The organism is Bradyrhizobium sp. SZCCHNR1002, assembly GCF_032381435.1.
GTDB lineage: Bacteria > Pseudomonadota > Alphaproteobacteria > Rhizobiales > Xanthobacteraceae > Bradyrhizobium > Bradyrhizobium aeschynomenes.
Map to the genome: position 1 here is coordinate 1,239,405 of NZ_JAUHIS010000001.1, position 16,758 is coordinate 1,256,162.

Genomic DNA, 16,758 nt, shown 5'->3' on the forward strand with positions numbered 1-16,758 from the left:
GCTCGCTGTAATTGCGCGTCGCCTATGGTCTCTCATTGATAGTTGCGAACGGACGCGAGAAATATGAAGCATTTCACATCCCCGGGCCGACACTCATCGAAACGATAAGAAACCTTCTCAAATTTGAGATCATCTCTCCCTAACACGCTCGACGGCGGCAGAGCGGCCGCACGAGGTGGGGACGAGAATGTCTTTCGACGACGATTCAAACGACAAGAAATCAACAGCAGATCATCCGACGGGTGGCGTCGATCGCCGCACGCTGCTGCGCAACGCCATGGGCGTCTCGGCGCTCGGCCTCGGCGCCAGCCTGCTGCCGGGCCAGGCGCAAGCGCGCTGGCACTGGCGCATGCACCACCACCATCACCACGTCACCACCAGCTTCGCGCTCGCGGTGCTGCCGGACACGCAGTTCTATTCGCGCTATGCGACGAGCGAGGAAGGCCAGGCCTATCAGCGCCAGTATGGCAGCACGCCCTATCCGGCGCAGACCCAGTTCATCGTCGACAACGCCGCGAAGTATCACATCCCGTTCACGATCCATCTCGGCGACGTCGTTGACCAAGTCAAGCATCCGCAGCAATGGGCGGTCGCCGACGCCGCGATGAAGCTGCTGGAGAACGCCGGCCGCCCCTACTCCGTGCTCGCCGGCAATCACGACGTGCTGCAGGCGCTGGAGTTCGAGAGCGCGGCGAGCCAGGGCTCGGGCACCGACGCGCAGCGCGCCCCGTCCGAGCCGTATTTGTCCTGGTTCCCGGCCAGCCGCGCCGCCAAGCAGCGCACCTTCCTGGAGCGCCATCCGAGCGGCTGGCACGAGGCGCATGTGTTCCACGCCTGCGGCGTCAGCTTCATGGTGCTGTCGCTGTCCTGGCGCGCCTCGGACGATGCGATCGGCTGGGCCCGCAGCATGATCGCGCGCCACCCGATGCTGCCGGTGATCCTGGTCAACCATCAGCTGCTCAACATCGCCAATGACGGCGTGAGCCCGCTCGAGGTCGCCTACGGCCAGTATCTTTGGGAGAAGCTGATCCGCAGCAACGACCAGATCTTCATGACGCTCAACGGCCACTATCACGGCGGCGCGCATCTGACGAAGTTCAACGACTTCCACAATCCCGTGCACCAGATGGTCGTCGACTATCAGATGGCCTATCAGGGCGGCAACGGCCTGATGCGGCTGTACGAGTTCGACTTCACGAAGAACCGGATCGACGTTGCCTCGTTCTCGCCCTGGGTCGTGGCGAAGCCGAAGGACAGCCTCAGGCAGTTCGATCGCGCCTGGCTGTCCGAGGACAACCACGAATTCACCATCGACATCGACTTCCAGCGCCGCTTCTCGCGCTTCACCCGCTTCTGCCATCTCCCGGCGTTCGCCGGCACGCCGATCCTGCCGCGGGTCAAGCAGGACCTCTACACCAACTACACCGAACAGCCGGAGCCGGTGGTGGTGCCGCCGGCCAACGAGCAGGACTATCCTCTCATCGCCGAGACGGTGGCGCATTGGCGGATCGCGTCGTCTGCGATCGGCAAGGCCGTCGCCGCCGGCACCGCCCTGCCGGACCTCACCTCGGGCAATCCGATGCAGCGCGCCTCGCTCGCAGGTGCCGCCCAGGTCGCCGACGTCGTCTTCACCGCCGACAAGCATCGCCTGTCGTCGGCGCCTGGCAGCGTGCAGTTCCTCAACACCACCAAGCAGGGCGGCGGCCGCTTCAGCTGGTTCACGACAGCGGCCAATGCGCCGATCAACGCGGCGACCTTCGCCAAGGGCTACACGGTCGAGGCCTTCATCAAGATCGACCCGAACTGGAAGGCGGCCGATCACGCCTGGTGCAACATCCTCACCCGCTTCGGCAATCGCGGCTGGCTGCCGGGCTTTGCCGGCGGTGATCCGGAGTCGCCGCCGATCCTGTTCGCGATCTCGAACCTGCGCGAGGTGCAGTGGGAGATCGTGCCGTCGAGCGCGACCGCGCAGGCCCAGACGGACTGGTCCGGCGAGATCATGCTCGACACCTGGTACCACCTCGCGATCGTCAACAGCCCTGCGGACAATTCCACCGTGCTCTACATCGAGGGCGCGCCGGTCGTGCGCAGCGTGATCGGCGGCAACGGCATCGCCAGCGTCGCGGCGTCCCAGCCCTGGGCGCTCGGCTGCGGCTGGTGGGACCGCGCGCCGGCGGACGGCTTCATCGGCAGCATCGGCGAGGTTCGCGTGGTGTCGAAGCCGCTGGCGCCGGACCAATGGCTGACCGCGCGCCGCGCCAGCACCTGATCAACGAACGCAGAAAGCAAAACGGGCGCCCGCGAGGGCGCCCGTTCGTATGGGAGGCTGAGCGATCCGGCCAGAGCCGGATCGCCTGGACATCAGCGCTTCGAGAACTGGAAGGAGCGGCGGGCCTTGGCCTTGCCGTACTTCTTACGCTCGACGACGCGCGAGTCGCGGGTCAGGAAGCCGCCCTTCTTGAGGACGCCGCGCAGCTCCGGCTCGAAGTTCGTCAGCGCCTTGGACAGGCCGTGACGCACCGCGCCGGCCTGGCCGGACAGACCGCCGCCAGCGACCGTGCAGATCACGTCGTACTGGCCCTTGCGGGCGGCGACGACCATCGGCTGCTCGATCATCATGCGCAGCACCGGACGGGCGAAGTACACTTCGATGTCGCGGGTATTGACGGTGACCTTGCCGGAGCCCGGCTTGATCCAGACGCGGGCGACCGCGTCCTTGCGCTTGCCGGTGGCATAGGCGCGGCCGAACTTGTCGACCTTCTTCTCATACTTCGGAGCGTCCGGCGCGGTGACGGCGCCCTTGAGCTGCGACAGCTGATCGAGAGACTGGATGCTTTCGGCCATCTTATGCGGCCCTCGTGTTCTTGCGGTTCAACTTCGCGATGTCGAGCTTCTCGGGGCTCTGCGCCTCGTGCGGATGATCGGGTCCGCCATAGACACGCAGATTGCCCATCTGCACGCGGCCGAGCGGGCCACGCGGGATCATACGCTCGACGGCCTTCTCGATCACGCGCTCGGGGAAGCGGCCCTCGAGGATCTGGCGCGCGGTGCGCTCCTTGACGTGACCGACATAGCCGGTGTGCTTGTAGTACACCTTCTGCTCGCGCTTGCGGCCGGTCAGGACGGCGTGCGCGGCATTGACGATGATGACGTTGTCGCCGCAATCGACGTGCGGCGTGTAGATCGGGAGGTGCTTGCCGCGCAGCCGCATGGCGACCAGCGTGGCGAGACGACCGACGACCAGACCCTTGGCGTCGATCACGACCCACTTTTTCTGGACCTCGGCCGGCTTTGCCGAAAAGGTTTTCATGAGAGATATCCGTGACAGGGAGAATGCGGCGCGGACGACGCGCCGAACTGGTCGCAGCTTCTAGAGAAGCCGCCCGCGTTCGTCAACGCCGTCGATGTTAAATTATCTCAATAAAAACAGTTGGTTGCAAATATGGTGTAATAATACCCTCGAAAACATCACGCATTCGGAATGGAATAGGTCGCCGTGACGTGGGCGATCGGATCGGGCGATTCCCCTGACAACAGCGTGACTTCGCCAACCGCCAGCCGCTTGCCGAGCTTCAGGAGTCGCGCCTCAGCCAGCACGTCGGCCCCGGCCGCGCCCTTGCGCAGGAAGTTGATGTTGAGATTCGTGGTCACCGCGAGCCCGACCGGGCCGATCGCCGACAGCAGCACCACATACATCGCGAAATCGGCCAGCGCCATCAAGGTCGGCCCTGAGACCGTGCCGCCGGGGCGCAGCATGCGCTCGTTGAAGCGCTGCCGCATCCGGCAGCTCCTGCCATCGGCGCTCTCGATCGAAATGTCGCCGCCGGTGCGGAACGCCTGCGGAAATTCCGCGTGCAGGAACGCTTCCAGCTCCGCGATCGTCATCTTCGCCGCCATGTCTCCCCCTGCTCTGTCTCGTTGCCTTCTGTTACATTAGCCGCAACGATGCGCCCACACGGAAATCGCCGAACGGAAACCGCAATGTCCGCCCCTGCCCTTGCCCATGCTGCCGACACGCCGATCCTGTTGCGCGAGATGGCCGGCTCCGTTGCCGTGCTGACGCTCAACCGCCCGGCGCAGCGCAACAGCCTGTCGGAGCCGCTGATCGCGGAGCTGCATCGGGCGGTGGCCGAGATCGGCGCCGACAAGACCGTGCGCGCCGTGGTGATCGCGGCGAATGGCCCGGCCTTCTGCGCCGGTCATGACCTGAAGGAACTCACCGCGCATCGCGGCGACGCCGACCGCGGCCGCGCCTTCTTCGCCAAACTGATGAACGCCTGCAGCGCGATGATGCAGGCGATCGTGCATCTGCCGAAACCCGTCGTCGCGTCCGTGCAGGGCATCGCTACCGCGGCCGGCTGCCAGTTGGTCGCGACCTGCGATCTCGCGGTGGCTTCCGAGCGCGCCTCGTTCGCGACGCCCGGCGTCGACATCGGCCTGTTCTGCTCGACGCCGATGGTGGCGCTGTCACGCAACGTCACGCGCAAGCAGGCGATGGAGATGCTGCTGACCGGCGAGCCGGTTCCAGCGCTGCGCGCCCGCGAGATGGGCCTGATCAATCGCGTGGTGACGCCCGGCACGGAACGCGACACGGCGATCGCGCTGGCCCAACAAGTCGCGCGCAAATCGGCGCATACGATCAAGCTCGGCAAGGAGGCGTTCTACCGCCAGGCCGAAATGAACCTTGCGGACGCCTACCGTTATGCGGCAGAGGTGATGACCGAGAACATGCTCGCCCGCGACGCGGAGGAAGGCATCGGCGCCTTCATCGAGAAGCGGATGCCGAATTGGCGGGATGAGTGACGTCGGCCGCTATTCTCTCCTCCATCATTCCGGGGCGCGCGGAGCGCCAGCCCGGAATCCATACTCCCGGTCGTGGTTATGGATTCCGGGCTCGCCCCGACGGGCGCCCCGGAATGACAGCAACTAACAGATTGCGTCCATCATGAATCACGACACCTATCCCGACGACTACATCCGCGGCATCCTCAACGGCGTGAAGGTGATCGCGATGGTCGGCGCCTCGCCGTCCGAGATCCGGCCGAGCTTCTTCGCCTTCAAATATCTGGTGCAGCGCGGCTACGACATGATCCCGGTGAACCCCGGCCATGTCGGCAAGAGCCTGATGGGCCGTCCCTTCGTCGCCTCGCTCGCCGACATCGGCCGCCCGCTCGACATGGTCGATATCTTCCGGAGCTCGCAGCACATCATGCCCGTCGTTGAGGAGGCGCTGAAGCTCTCGCCGCTGCCGAAGGTAATCTGGATGCAGCTCGGCGCACGCGACGATGCCGCGGCCGACAAGGCCGAGGCCGCCGGCATGAAGGTGGTCATGAACCGCTGCCCCAAGATCGAGTATGGCCGGCTGTCGTCGGAAATCTCCTGGATGGGCGTCAATTCCCGCACCATCAGCGCCAAGCGCGCGCCGATCCCCACCCAGGGCATGCGATTGTCGCTCAACCGCACCAGCGTCGGCGGCGGCGCCACGGCGGCGGCGGATCGCGCGGCGAAGGACAGAAGCGATCCGACCTGACGCATCTGCGAAAGGAACGTGTCGCGACCATGGCGCGACACAGCAACGCATTTCAAATCCGATCGATTGTCGCCTGCCGCCTTGACGGCATCTGACCCCGTGGCAAATGTCCTCCGCCGGGATGACGCGGAGGCGCACAAATGCGCGCTATCGACACCGTCTCCCATCATCGATCCCCGTGCCGGCCGGCGCCGCCGCGCGAGGGATCCAAGCCCACGAGGAAACACCATGACCGAACGTGCCCCCGGATTTGCCACCCTCGCCATTCACGCCGGCGCCCAGCCCGACCCGACCACCGGCGCGCGGGCGACGCCGATCTATCAGACCACGTCGTTCGTCTTCAACGACGCCGACCACGCCGCCTCGCTGTTCGGGCTGCAGGCGTTCGGCAACATCTACACCCGTATCGGCAACCCGACCAATGCGGTGCTCGAGGAGCGCGTCGCCGCGCTCGAGGGCGGCACCGCCGCGCTTGCCGTCGCCTCCGGCCATGCCGCGCAGGTCGTGGCCTTGCAGCAGCTGCTGTCGCCCGGCGACGAGTTCATCGCCGCGCGAAAACTCTATGGCGGCTCGATCAACCAGTTCACGCATTCGTTCAAGAGCTTTGGCTGGAACGTGGTGTGGGCCGATACCGATGACGTCGCGAGCTTCGAAGCCGCGGTGAGCCCGCGCACCAAGGCGATCTTCATCGAATCCATCGCCAATCCCGGCGGCACCATCACCGACATCGAGGCGATCGCGCAGGTGGCGCGCAAGGCCGGCGTGCCGCTGATCGTCGACAACACCCTGGCCTCGCCCTATCTGATCCGCCCGATCGATCACGGCGCCGACATCGTGCTGCACTCGCTGACCAAGTTCCTCGGCGGCCACGGCAACTCGATCGGCGGCATCATCGTCGATGCCGGCACGTTCGACTGGGCCGGCAGCGGCGACAAATACCCGATGCTGACGCAGCCCCGCCCCGAATATCACGGCATCCGGATCCACGAAACGTTCGGCAATTTCGCCTTCGCCATCGCCTGCCGCGTGCTCGGCCTGCGCGACCTCGGACCCGCTTTGTCGCCGTTCAACGCCTTCATGATCCTCACCGGCATCGAAACCTTGCCGCTGCGCATGCAGAAGCACTGCGACAATGCCAAGGCCGTCGCGGACTATCTCAGCAAGCATCCCGGCGTGGCCTCGGTGAACTATGCCGGCCTGCCCGAGGACAAGTATCACGCGCTCGCGCGCAAATACTGCCCGAAGGGCGCCGGCGCCGTGTTCACCTTCTCGCTGAAGGGCGGCTATGATGCCGGCGTCAAGCTGGTGTCGAATTTGAAGCTGTTCTCGCATCTCGCCAATGTCGGCGACACCCGCTCGCTGGTGATCCACCCGGCCTCGACCACCCACAGCCAGCTCGACGACGCCGCCAAGATCAAGGCCGGCGCCGGCCCCGACATCGTCCGCATCTCCGTCGGCATCGAGGACAAGGAAGATCTGATCGCTGATCTCGAGCAGGCGCTGAGCGCGTAAGAAAGGCTGTGGCGGCGGACGATTCCGCCTATTAGCTGCTCCGTCATGCCCGGGCTTGTCCCGGGCATCCACGTCGTTCTCCGCAGGCCGGACGACGTGGATGGCCGGGACGAGCCCGGCCATGACGACGTGGAGAGAGACGAGCACAACACGACGATCCGCAAATCGGATCGACCTGCCGCACTTTGCGAGAGACAGAGATCAAGCGAGATTAGTCGTTACCTGCAGCTTTGCTCTACGGCCTCATCTGCACCATGGTCCAAAAACAAAGAGAGCGCGGGCGGCCCCCCTGGGCTTCCGCGCTCTCCTTCGTCCCACGGTCGGGCCGTTGCCGGCTTCTCGAACCGCGCCCTCGTTAACTCATCGTGTCATGTCATCAGGTGCAGCATCCGCGCATGCATCTGCCCCGCCAGCGGCAGCGCCGTCGCTGCGATCAGCCGGCTCACCGCCAGCGCGCGCAGGCAGGCACCATCCTCGTCGACGGCAGCAAGATCAGTGTGGAATGCGCCTGTCCGTGATTGCAGATGCTGGCGCGCCGACGCGCAAAACGGGATCACCGACATGCTCGAAACCTTCTGGTCTGAGACTCTGATGAAATGCAGCAGAGATTCTGTCCCGAACGCGGACCTCCGGCCCGTCGTTCCGCCAGCCTTAAAAATCGCCGGCAGCCGTAAGCGTGCACCAGCAGAGCTTAACGAAAGCTGAAAAAGCCCGTCCTTCTACGGGCGATTGCGGCCGGCTTCGCCCGCGAGAAAGTTTTCATTAACCATAAGCGGCCCATCCTGCCGTCCATGGAATCGCGCGGCGCCCCGACGTTGCCGTGCTGGCGCCGGCGACCGAATCCGGCGCGATCGATGTGACAGACGGCAGGAGAGCAGAATGCGAGCCCTAGTGATCATGATGCTGCTGGCAGCCACCGCCGCGAACGGCGTCGTGCTCGCTGCCGACCTGCCTGGCATCCATGACAAGGTCATCCGCTACAAGGCCCGCCGCGCCGTCAAGGCCCCGCCGCCGGTGGTCGTGGTCAAGGACCAGGACTCGCTGATCTCCCCGATGCTGCCCTCGACTCCGCTGCTGCTCGGCCGCCAGGAGCTCCCCGGCTATTACGGCCGCGCCTTCTCCTACGACTACCAGGGCCCGTATTACGGCGGCGAGGGCTACACGAACTACATGTTCCGATTGCCTTACGCGTGCGGCGTGACGGGGTATTGCTGAGGGGAAGCACACGAAGTCGCTCGCATGACTTTAGCTCGAACGAGCGAAGTGACGTCCGGGTCACGACCGAAAAGAAGCTCGCATGTCGAAGGCTCGTGTGGGCCACGCTCAACTGATAGTAGCTGATCTATCGAAGCGGATCATCCGACCTCTTGCCGACTTCAAATGACGGTCTGCAGGCTCGACCGACCCAGAGACATCCCAACGGACGCTCGCCATCCGCTGCGATCTTCTTGGCCATCAAGATCAGGCATCGCACAATAGGCGAGGCCGAGCGACGTCACGGCCAACACGGCGATCGTCCTCCAGCGGATCGAATTGGGGTTGGAAGGATCGCCTGACATCGCCTCGCTGGGATATTGACCGACCAGACGGCAGATATATATCATCGGTATATACCATCAAGAGGAGTTATCCGATGTCCTCGACCGCCAAACTCTTCATGCATGGCCGCAGCCAGGCCGTGCGGCTGCCGAAAGAATTCCGCTTCGAGGGCACAGAGGTGCTGGTTAGCAAGGTTGGCGAAAAGGTGATCCTGGAGCCGATGACAAGAGCGCCCCTCGACCTCGACAAGTTCTGGGCCGAACTCGATGCGCTGGGCGCGCGCGACTTTCTGCCCGAAGGCATCCCTGATGATCCGCCGCTCCAACCGGACCCGCGCACCTTCTTCGACGAATGATTTGCCTCGACACCAACATCGTGATCGGCATCGTCAGTGGCCGCAGCTCGGCCTTGCGGCACCGACTCGGCGAGCAGATCCGTTCGGGCACGCGCATCGGGCTATCGGTCGTGGCACTGTTTGAACTGCGCTACGGAATCGCCAAGAGCATCCGGCGCGCAGAGAGCGAGCGCCTGCTTGACCGCTTTCTCGAGCTCGGAATCGAGGTGCTGCCGTTCGAGCCCGAGGATGCCGACCATGCCGCCGAGATCCGTGCAGGTCTGGAAAAAGCCGGCGCCCAGATAGGACCGTTCGACTATCTCATCGCGGCACAGGCTCGCCGCCGAAATGCGGCGCTGGTGACGCAGAACACGCGCGCGTTCGAGCGGGTGCCGGGACTGCTCGTGGTCAATTGGACTCCTTAAAGTCTTCACTGCACGTTAGTCGCTCGCCGCCCCCATGCGGTCGCAGCTTTGCTCTTGCATATTTCGGCAAATCAGCATATTCTGCGTTCGTTCCTGTCCAGCCGAGGGGCGCTTCCGGATCGTCCAGTTGCGTAGGATTGGGAATGCGGTGGACGTGGCGGGCCGTGCGTGGACGAAAGTCTGCGCGGACGAGCGGCTGGTCATGGACGGCGAAATCGCGTGGTCCTGGCGCCCCGACGCTGGCGCTAAGTCTCGCAGCGGTGCTCACACATCGCGCGAGATGACGGGGGCAAGACAGCCCGGTCCCCGGGGAGATCGCGTATAAGCGTTAAAACCATCGCGCGGGGAAGGCCGGGTGTTTCCAGGCCGTACCTGTGGTGACCGCCGCGTGCTTTTTTTGTTGCACGCGGGCCATGGGTGCCGGCCAGGCATCCGGCCTTCCCTGCGCCCTCGCGTTTTCGAGGGCGAGACGATCGGCATAGCTCGGCGTGATCGGCGCGCGAGATTGAGAGCGTTTGTTTTTAGAAATGTTCGTTGAGGGCGAATGACCGCGCGCCATCCTCAGTCGTCATCCCCGCGAAAGCGGGGATCCAGTACGCCGCGGCCCATCGAGGACTCACGACCGTCTCTGGGATACTGGATCGCCCGGTCAAGCCGGGCGATGACGGCGGAGATGGTGGCACGAGCGCGAACGAGGGCGAAGGTGAAGTGCACTGGAATCTCCGCGTCATTGCGAGGAGCCCAGCGACGAAGCAATCCAGAATCGTGGGCAGGACTCTGGATTGCTTCCACCTTCGCCATACGGGCTTCGGCGGACACGTCGCTTCGCTCGCAATGGCGGAGGAGAGACCGCGCCCCTACCCCGCCTGCCCCGCGGTCACCGCCGCCTGCGGCACGGCGACGGCGGCCACCCGCCGCGGCGACATCCGTTCCGCCTGCAGCACGGCAAAGGTCAGCACGATGATGGCCGTGCCCTGATGCAGCAGCGCCAGCGAGATCGGCACCAGCGCGAGCAAGGTGAGAATGCCAAGCACCGCCTGCACCAGGATCGCCGCCAACAGCCGGTGCGCGCCACGCACGACGTTGCGGCCGGCGCCCGCGCGCATCACGTCGAAGGCGTGCCACGCCGCCAGCGCCAGCAGCGTGTAGGCGGTCATGCGATGCATGAACTGCACCGTCAGGTCGTTCTCGAACAGATTGATCCACCACGGCGACTGGATCCACAGATTGGCCGCTTTCGGAATCAGGCCGCCATCGATCTCAGGCCAGGTGTTGTAGACGAGCCCCGCACGCAGGCCCGCGACCAGCGCGCCGAGATAGAGCTGCACGAAGGTGACGCCGACGAGCACCCAGGCCGTCAGCCGGAGCCGTGCCGGCGCCTCGACCTCCTCGCGCGGCGCGAGCCGGCGCAAGGTCCAGACGATCGACGCGTAGATCAAAAGCGCCAGCGACAGATGCGTTGCCAGCCGGACCGGCGCCACCTCGGTGCGCTCGGTGAGGCCGGAGGCCACCATCCACCAGCCGACCGCGCCCTGCAGCGCGCCGAGGCCGAAGATCAGCCACAGCCTGCGGCCGAGCGGCCCGGAGACGGCGCCGCGCCACAGAAACCACAGGAACGGCAGCAGATAGACCATGCCGATGACGCGGCCGAGCAGCCGGTGGCTCCATTCCCACCAGAAGATGGTCTTGAAGTCGTGCAGAGTCATGCCGGCGTTCATCTGCCGGTACTGCGGGATCGTCTTGTAGGCCTCGAACGCCTCGGTCCAGGCCTGCTCCGACAGCGGCGGCAATGTCCCGGTGACCGGCTTCCACTCGACGATCGACAGCCCGGATTCGGTCAGCCGCGTCGCGCCGCCGACCAGCACCATCAGCGCGATCAGGCCGGCCACGACGAGGAGCCAGATGCGGATCGCGGCGAGATCGCGGGTCGGGGGAACCGTGGTCATGGACGTTGAACGCTCGATTGAACCGGGGCTGACAGGCCCTTATAATCCTGGGGAAATCGCGCGCAAGCCGCGCCGCCCCCAACCCAGGCTGACATTCCCGTCATGACCATCCGCACCCGCAAACTGATCGGGGCCATAGCCCTGCTGCTGCTCGCCTTCGCCTGGTCGATGATGGGCATGGTGGTGGCGCAATTCCCCCTCATCGCCAATTCCGGCTGGCTGCAGGCGGTGTATTACGTCGTCGTCGGCATGGGCTGGGTGCTGCCGGCGATGCCGATCGTCAGCTGGATGCTGCGTCCCGACCGGGAGCGGCAGCAGGGCTGATCAGCCGAGGTCGAGCGTGGGCGGCTGCGCGGCTTTCTCACGCGGCAGGGTCACCCCGGCCATCAGCACCTTCAAGGCACGCAGCGAGCGCGAGCGGCCGTCCCAGGCGATGCGCGGCAGCATGTGCAGATCGGTGCGGCCCTCGCTCCGCACGACGCCTGACATCGCCGAGGCCGCGCTGACGAAGCCCGCCTGCTCCGCGAGCACGACATCGCTGCGGCGGAAGCTGTCGCGGTCGCCGAACGGATACGCCATGTGCCGCACTGGGCGGCGCAGCGCCGTCTCCAGCACCGCCTTGCCCATCGCGATCTCGCGCTGCGCGTCGGCATCCCTGAGATTGGCGAGCACATGATGATGAACGGTGGCGCTGCCGATGGTGACGTTCGGATCCGCGGCAAGGCGCGCAATATCGGTCCAGTCCATCGCGGCTCGCCGGCTCAAGGCCGCAAGGTCGACGGAATGCCGCGAGCAGAGGTCGCGGATCGCGACCGACAGCTCGGCCGGCGGCAGCTTGCGCAGCCAGCCCCAGAGATACGCGAACAGCTCGTATTTTTCAGCCGGCGTGAACACGCTGAAGCGCTGCTCTCGATGGTCGATCACCAGACTGATGCGAGCCTCGCGCGCGATCACGGCTTCCAGGCCAAGCCACCACGCTTCGCCCAGCCCATCGGGAAATGCGCTGGGGACGTAGACCGTGAACGGCACGCCATGACGGGCGAGCACCGGATAGGCGTGCGCAATCAGGTCTTTCGAGGCGCCGTCGAAGGTCAGGCAGGCGAAGCGGCCGTGGCCGGCGAGCCGCACGGCGCGGGCGCAGGCCTCGTCGAGCGAGACGATGTCATAGCCCCAGCGCTTCAGCGCGCGGATCACCTTGTCGAGGAAGATGGGCGTGATCTCGGACCGCTTGAGCGGCTGGAAGGCCCCCTTGCGCCGCGGCTGCACCCGCTCGAAGCGCAGGATCGCGCCGGCCCCACCGGTGACGCGGGAGGCAAGCAGCGTGCGCCCGCTGAAATAGGCCAGCTCGAGCCGGGCGCTCCGCAGCCACATGTTGTCCGACGACAATTCCCGCGCCCTTTCCGAAACATCCCACTTGAAACGAAGCTGCCCGCGCCCACCTGATGGGAGCCGACCATGGCGCGATCGCGTCATCGTGGCCGCCCTTGCGATGTTTAAGATCAATCCGCCTTAAGATCGCGTGGCCGGAGGTGATTTCGACAGGTCTTTCTGCGTGTTGATCCCGTTTTGGGACGATGTCATTGCCATTACCTTTTGTTGAGACTTCTTTGCGAGGGTCATCCGGCCCACAGCAACCAAATTCCAAGACGCCACACCCCACAACGCGAGTTGCGCGATGACCATGGCCGCCGTGATCGAGAGCCGGACGGCGCAGGCGCCCGCGCGGCAGCTGCCGTCCGGAATCGCACGCATCGACATCGTCTCCGACCTCGCCGCCGCCGAGCCGGTCTGGCGTGCGCTCGAAGCTCCCGACCATGTCTCGACGCCCTATCAGCGCTTCGATCTGCTCGGCGCCTGGCAGCGCCACGTCGGCACGCGCGATCAGGCGGCGCCGTTCATCGTGATCGCCCGTGATGCCGAGCAGCGGCCGCTGCTGCTGCTGCCGCTGGCCTTGCGGCGGGCCTTCGGCGTCCGCGTCGCGACGTTCATGGGCGGCAAGCATACCACCTTCAACATGCCGCTGATGGACCGTGACTTCGCCACGCGCGCCAGCGCCGGCGATCTCGACGCCCTGCTCGCCGGATTGCGCGACCACGGCGGCGCCGACGTCCTCGCCCTGTTCCAGCAGCCGAAACGCTGGCGCGACCTCGACAATCCCTTCGCACGATGGCCGCATCAGCCTTCAGTGAACGACTGCCCGGTGCTGCTGATGCCGCAGGGCGCCGCGCCGGCGGCGCTGCTGTCGAACTCGTTCCGCAAGCGGCTGAAGAGCAAGGAAAAGAAGCTGCAGGCGCTGCCCGGCTATCGCTACATGGTCGCGAGCCGCGACGACGAGATCACCGAATTGCTCGACTGGTTCTTCCTGACAAAGCCGGTCCGGATGGCCGAGCAGAAGCTGCCGAACGTGTTTGCCGAACCGGGGATCGAGGCCTTCGTGCGGCACGCCTGCATGGCGAAGCTCGGCTGCGGCCATCGGGTCATCGAGATCCACGCGCTGCGCTGCGCGGACGAGATCATCGCGCTGTTTGCCGGCGTCGCCGACGGAGCGCGCTTCTCGATGATGTTCAACACCTACACGCTGTCGGAGAACGCGCGCTGGAGTCCGGGGCTGATCCTGATGCGCTCGATCATCGATCACTACGCGCGAGCGGATTTTCGCGCGCTCGACCTCGGCATCGGCTCGGACAGCTACAAGCGGATGTTCTGCAAGGACGACGAGCCGATCTTCGACAGCTTCGTGCCGCTCACGGCGCGCGGCCGCGCGGCTGCGGCGGCGATGGGCGCAGTCGGGCGGGCCAAGCACGCCGTCAAGCACAGCCCCGCTCTGTTCCGTCTGGCGCAGCGGCTGCGTGGTGCGCTGCAGCCGCGCACGGCCGCGGCGGCGAGCGATGGCAAGGCCGAGGACTAGGCGGCGACGCCGCGCCGTCCCGGCTGCCTCTGGTTGGCGTCCAAGGCCGGGGCCTTGAGCATGGTGACAGCGCCGAAGCCGACCTCGCGCAGCTGCTCGGTCATCTGGCTACGCGCCTCGGCGGACATGTTGGGATCGGGCACGACGACGGCGCGCGCGCCTGCGGTCAGCAGCTCGGCCGGCAGGTCGGAGGCGTTGCCGGCGTCGAGCAGCACGTGGTCATAGACTCGCAGCAGCGCGTCGATGGCGAGCGCCAGTCGAGGCGACTGCAGTTGGTTACGGTCGGCGCCCGGCCGACCGGCATTGACGATGTGCAACCGCGAGGCCTGGTCCTTGGTGATGATCGAGGCGAACGACGCCTCGCCCAGCATCAGCTCGATCAGGCCGGGCGCGGCCGGGTCGACCGAAAGGCCGGCGAGCATCTGGGGACTGCCTGCGAGGTCGACGAGCACCACGCGGGCCTGCACCGCCAGCATGCGCGCGATCGACAGCGCGGTGGCGGTCACGGCCTGGCTGCCGGCGGTGCCGAGCACGGTGATCTTGCGCGCGCTCTCGCCTGCCGTGAGCAGATCCGATGCCAGCAGCTCGAGCTCGCTCGATGGCCTTGGCGTCGCATCGGCCGGTTCGGGCGCCGGCATCTCGGCCGGTGCCGGAGACGGGATCGGAGCCGGCCGCGCAAGCTCGACCGCGGCCGGCGTCGGAGGCGGCGAAACGGCCAGAGGGGCGGCGACCGTCCGCGTGGCGATCATCGGCTCGACGCGCGCGGCAAGCACCATGACGTCGGCCATGTTGCCCATTGCCGGCGCGGGGCTCGACGCGCGCGGCGCCGTGAGACGCAGCAGCTCACCGGTGATGACGACTCCCGAGGTCAGCATCAAGGTCGCCAGCGTCGCGATCAGCACGATCGGCAGCTTCTTCGGATAGGCCGGCGTGTTCGAGACCACCGCCCGCGAGATGATCCGCCCCTCGGCGGCCGGGGTGTCGAGCGAAACGCGCGTATCGGCCTCGCGGTATTTGGCAAGGTAGGCCTCCAGCAGATCGCGTTGCGACTTCGCCTCGCGCTCCAGCGCCCGCAGCTTGACGTCCTGGTCATTGGTCGAGGATGCCTGCTTCTTTGCCTGCTCCAGGCTCGCGTTCAACGAATCAACCTGCGCGCCGGCGAGCCGCGCATCATTGTCGAGCGAGCGGGAAATCTTGCCGGCCTCGTCGCGGATGTTACGATCGACCTCGGCAATCTGAGCCTTCAGCTCCTTGATGCGCGGATGGGCATCGAGCAAGGTCGAGGACTGTTCGGCAAGCTGCGCCCGCAGGGCGACGCGCCGGTCCTGCAGCACCCGCATCGTTTCGGAGTTGAGCACCTCGGAGGCCTCGATCGGCTGGCCGCCCTGCAGCATCTCCCGGATCAGCCGCGCCTTGGCTTCGGCGTCGGACTTGCGCGTGCGCGCGTTGTTGAGCTGGGTGTTGGTCTCACCCATCTGCTGGTTGGACAGCGATGTGTTGTTGGTGCCCGTGAACGAATTGCCCTTGGCGCGGAACGTCTCGACCCTTGCTTCCGCGTCCTCGACCTTCTTGCGCAGGCCCTGGATCTCACCGGCCAGCCATTGGCTCGCGGACTTCGCCTGCGCCTGACGTGCGTTCTGCTGAACGACCAGATAGCCGTCGGCGATGGAGTTGGCAACCTGAGCCGCGAGCGCCGGATCCTGCGACTGGAACTCGACGACGAGCACACGCGACTTGTCCACGGCATAGACGGTCAAGCGTTCATAGTAGGCATCCATGACCCGCTCATCCGGCGTCATCGCCAGCGGATCCTTGACCAGCCCGATCATCGCGGCGATCGACTTCAGCGGCGAGACACCGCGCAGCACGGGATCGAACTCCGGCAGCTCGCCGAGCTTGTTCTGCTTGATGATGTCACGAGCCAGATCGCGCGACAGCACCAGTTGCACCTGGCTCGTCACCGCCTCGGCATCGAGAGCAGTCCGCTCCTCGAGCCGCTCGCTTCGGGTTCGCAGGAACTCGTTCTCGCGGCCGTCGATCAGGATGCGCGCCTCCGACTTGTAGCGGGGCGTGATCATGTTGACCGCGGTGACCGCCAAGGCCAATGCCAGCAGCGTCGGCACCAGTATGAAGCCACGCTTTCGCGCCAGCGCCCGGCCCACCAGACGGATGTCGAGATCGCCGGATGAAACGGGCTCCGCCGATGCAGGCTCGTTCGTCCGCGGTGGAACGGACGCCTCGTCAGCCCGAACCTTCTTGTCGGCACGCCAGAACGCCAACCGCATCATCCACTCCCGCGACCTACGCCACGCTGCTACCCTACGTGGTACGATTACACTCCATTAAGGTTGCTGACGGGTTAATCGGACCGGCGTAGGCCGGCCATTGCAGGATAATCATCATCGTACGTCACATCATCCTTGAGAGAGCGTTGCGCCAGATCGTCACAACGATGGCAACGGACCAACTTCGATTGATGTCGAGTGAGGCTTTGTTAACCATCAACGATCTATTCAGACTAGAGACACGTCCCAGGAAATTGCGACGAGAGGCGCCCGTGCTTC

At 65.7% G+C, this 16,758-nt stretch carries 16 protein-coding genes; 9 read left to right on the forward strand and 7 right to left on the reverse strand.

Translation table 11 applies throughout. The features are described from left to right. Positions 1-187 precede the first annotated feature (187 nt). Positions 188-2,269 (forward strand): LamG-like jellyroll fold domain-containing protein, encoded by a 2,082-nt coding sequence (locus QX108_RS05535; protein WP_315779446.1) that lies wholly within the window; start codon positions 188-190, stop codon positions 2,267-2,269. 92 nt (positions 2,270-2,361) lie between these two features. On the opposite strand, the gene rpsI is transcribed toward QX108_RS05535, so the two are convergent. From rpsI to QX108_RS05550, 3 genes are all read right to left on the reverse strand, one after another. Then, complete coding sequence (rpsI, locus tag QX108_RS05540; RefSeq protein WP_172109671.1) at positions 2,362-2,844, reverse strand: 30S ribosomal protein S9; 483 nt, start codon at positions 2,842-2,844, stop codon at positions 2,362-2,364. A gap of 1 nt (position 2,845) precedes the next feature. Then, positions 2,846-3,310, reverse strand: coding sequence for a 50S ribosomal protein L13 (gene rplM, locus QX108_RS05545; protein WP_172109672.1), 465 nt, complete (start codon positions 3,308-3,310; stop codon positions 2,846-2,848). A gap of 158 nt (positions 3,311-3,468) precedes the next feature. Next, positions 3,469-3,897, reverse strand: a complete 429-nt coding sequence (locus QX108_RS05550) for a PaaI family thioesterase (RefSeq protein WP_172109673.1) — start codon at positions 3,895-3,897, stop codon at positions 3,469-3,471. A gap of 84 nt (positions 3,898-3,981) precedes the next feature. Here QX108_RS05550 and QX108_RS05555 point away from each other — a divergent pair, with 84 nt between their 5' ends. The 3 genes from QX108_RS05555 (at position 3,982) to QX108_RS05565 (ending at position 7,042) form a co-directional block, all read left to right on the forward strand. Next, entirely contained in the window at positions 3,982-4,803 is an 822-nt protein-coding gene (locus QX108_RS05555) for an enoyl-CoA hydratase (protein ID WP_315779449.1), read from the forward strand. Between the two features lie 142 nt (positions 4,804-4,945). Continuing rightward, positions 4,946-5,530 (forward strand): CoA-binding protein, encoded by a 585-nt coding sequence (locus tag QX108_RS05560; RefSeq protein ID WP_315779452.1) that lies wholly within the window; start codon positions 4,946-4,948, stop codon positions 5,528-5,530. Between the two features lie 228 nt (positions 5,531-5,758). Continuing rightward, on the forward strand, positions 5,759-7,042 hold the full coding sequence (locus tag QX108_RS05565) for an O-acetylhomoserine aminocarboxypropyltransferase (protein WP_315720467.1): 1,284 nt from the start codon (positions 5,759-5,761) through the stop codon (positions 7,040-7,042). A gap of 368 nt (positions 7,043-7,410) precedes the next feature. Here the strand turns inward: QX108_RS05565 and QX108_RS05570 are convergent, their stop codons facing one another. After that, the gene (locus tag QX108_RS05570; RefSeq protein WP_315779454.1) at positions 7,411-7,605 is read right to left on the reverse strand and encodes a hypothetical protein; all 195 of its coding nucleotides are present in this window, start codon (positions 7,603-7,605) and stop codon (positions 7,411-7,413) included. A 316-nt stretch (positions 7,606-7,921) separates the two neighbouring features. Between QX108_RS05570 and QX108_RS05575 the strand changes: the two genes are divergently transcribed. The 3 genes from QX108_RS05575 (at position 7,922) to QX108_RS05585 (ending at position 9,340) form a co-directional block, all read left to right on the forward strand. Beyond that, positions 7,922-8,257, forward strand: a complete 336-nt coding sequence (locus QX108_RS05575) for a hypothetical protein (RefSeq protein ID WP_315720469.1) — start codon at positions 7,922-7,924, stop codon at positions 8,255-8,257. A 418-nt stretch (positions 8,258-8,675) separates the two neighbouring features. Next, positions 8,676-8,936, forward strand: a complete 261-nt coding sequence (locus tag QX108_RS05580) for an antitoxin (RefSeq protein WP_315720470.1) — start codon at positions 8,676-8,678, stop codon at positions 8,934-8,936. Further along, entirely contained in the window at positions 8,933-9,340 is a 408-nt protein-coding gene (locus QX108_RS05585; protein WP_315720471.1) for a PIN domain-containing protein, read from the forward strand. The genes QX108_RS05580 and QX108_RS05585 overlap by 4 nt, the downstream gene beginning before the upstream one ends. An 857-nt stretch (positions 9,341-10,197) precedes the next feature. On the opposite strand, the gene QX108_RS05590 is transcribed toward QX108_RS05585, so the two are convergent. Further along, a complete protein-coding gene (locus QX108_RS05590) occupies positions 10,198-11,286 on the reverse strand; it encodes a COX15/CtaA family protein (protein WP_315779457.1) in 1,089 nt (362 codons plus the stop codon). Between the two features lie 102 nt (positions 11,287-11,388). On the opposite strand from QX108_RS05590, the gene QX108_RS05595 reads away from it, so the two are divergent. Further along, on the forward strand, positions 11,389-11,610 hold the full coding sequence (locus QX108_RS05595; protein ID WP_172132682.1) for a DUF2842 domain-containing protein: 222 nt from the start codon (positions 11,389-11,391) through the stop codon (positions 11,608-11,610). Here QX108_RS05595 and QX108_RS05600 read toward each other — a convergent pair whose 3' ends face one another. Continuing rightward, entirely contained in the window at positions 11,611-12,672 is a 1,062-nt protein-coding gene (locus QX108_RS05600) for a polysaccharide deacetylase family protein (protein ID WP_315779460.1), read from the reverse strand. Positions 12,673-12,961: 289 nt separating this feature from the next. Here QX108_RS05600 and QX108_RS05605 point away from each other — a divergent pair, with 289 nt between their 5' ends. Beyond that, on the forward strand, positions 12,962-14,194 hold the full coding sequence (locus QX108_RS05605) for a GNAT family N-acetyltransferase (RefSeq protein ID WP_315779463.1): 1,233 nt from the start codon (positions 12,962-12,964) through the stop codon (positions 14,192-14,194). On the opposite strand, the gene QX108_RS05610 is transcribed toward QX108_RS05605, so the two are convergent. Beyond that, positions 14,191-16,479 carry an exopolysaccharide transport family protein gene (locus QX108_RS05610; protein WP_315779465.1) on the reverse strand — a complete coding sequence of 763 codons (2,289 nt, stop codon included), beginning with the start codon at positions 16,477-16,479 and terminating at the stop codon, positions 14,191-14,193. The genes QX108_RS05605 and QX108_RS05610 overlap by 4 nt on opposite strands. Between the last annotated feature and the right edge of the window lie 279 nt (positions 16,480-16,758).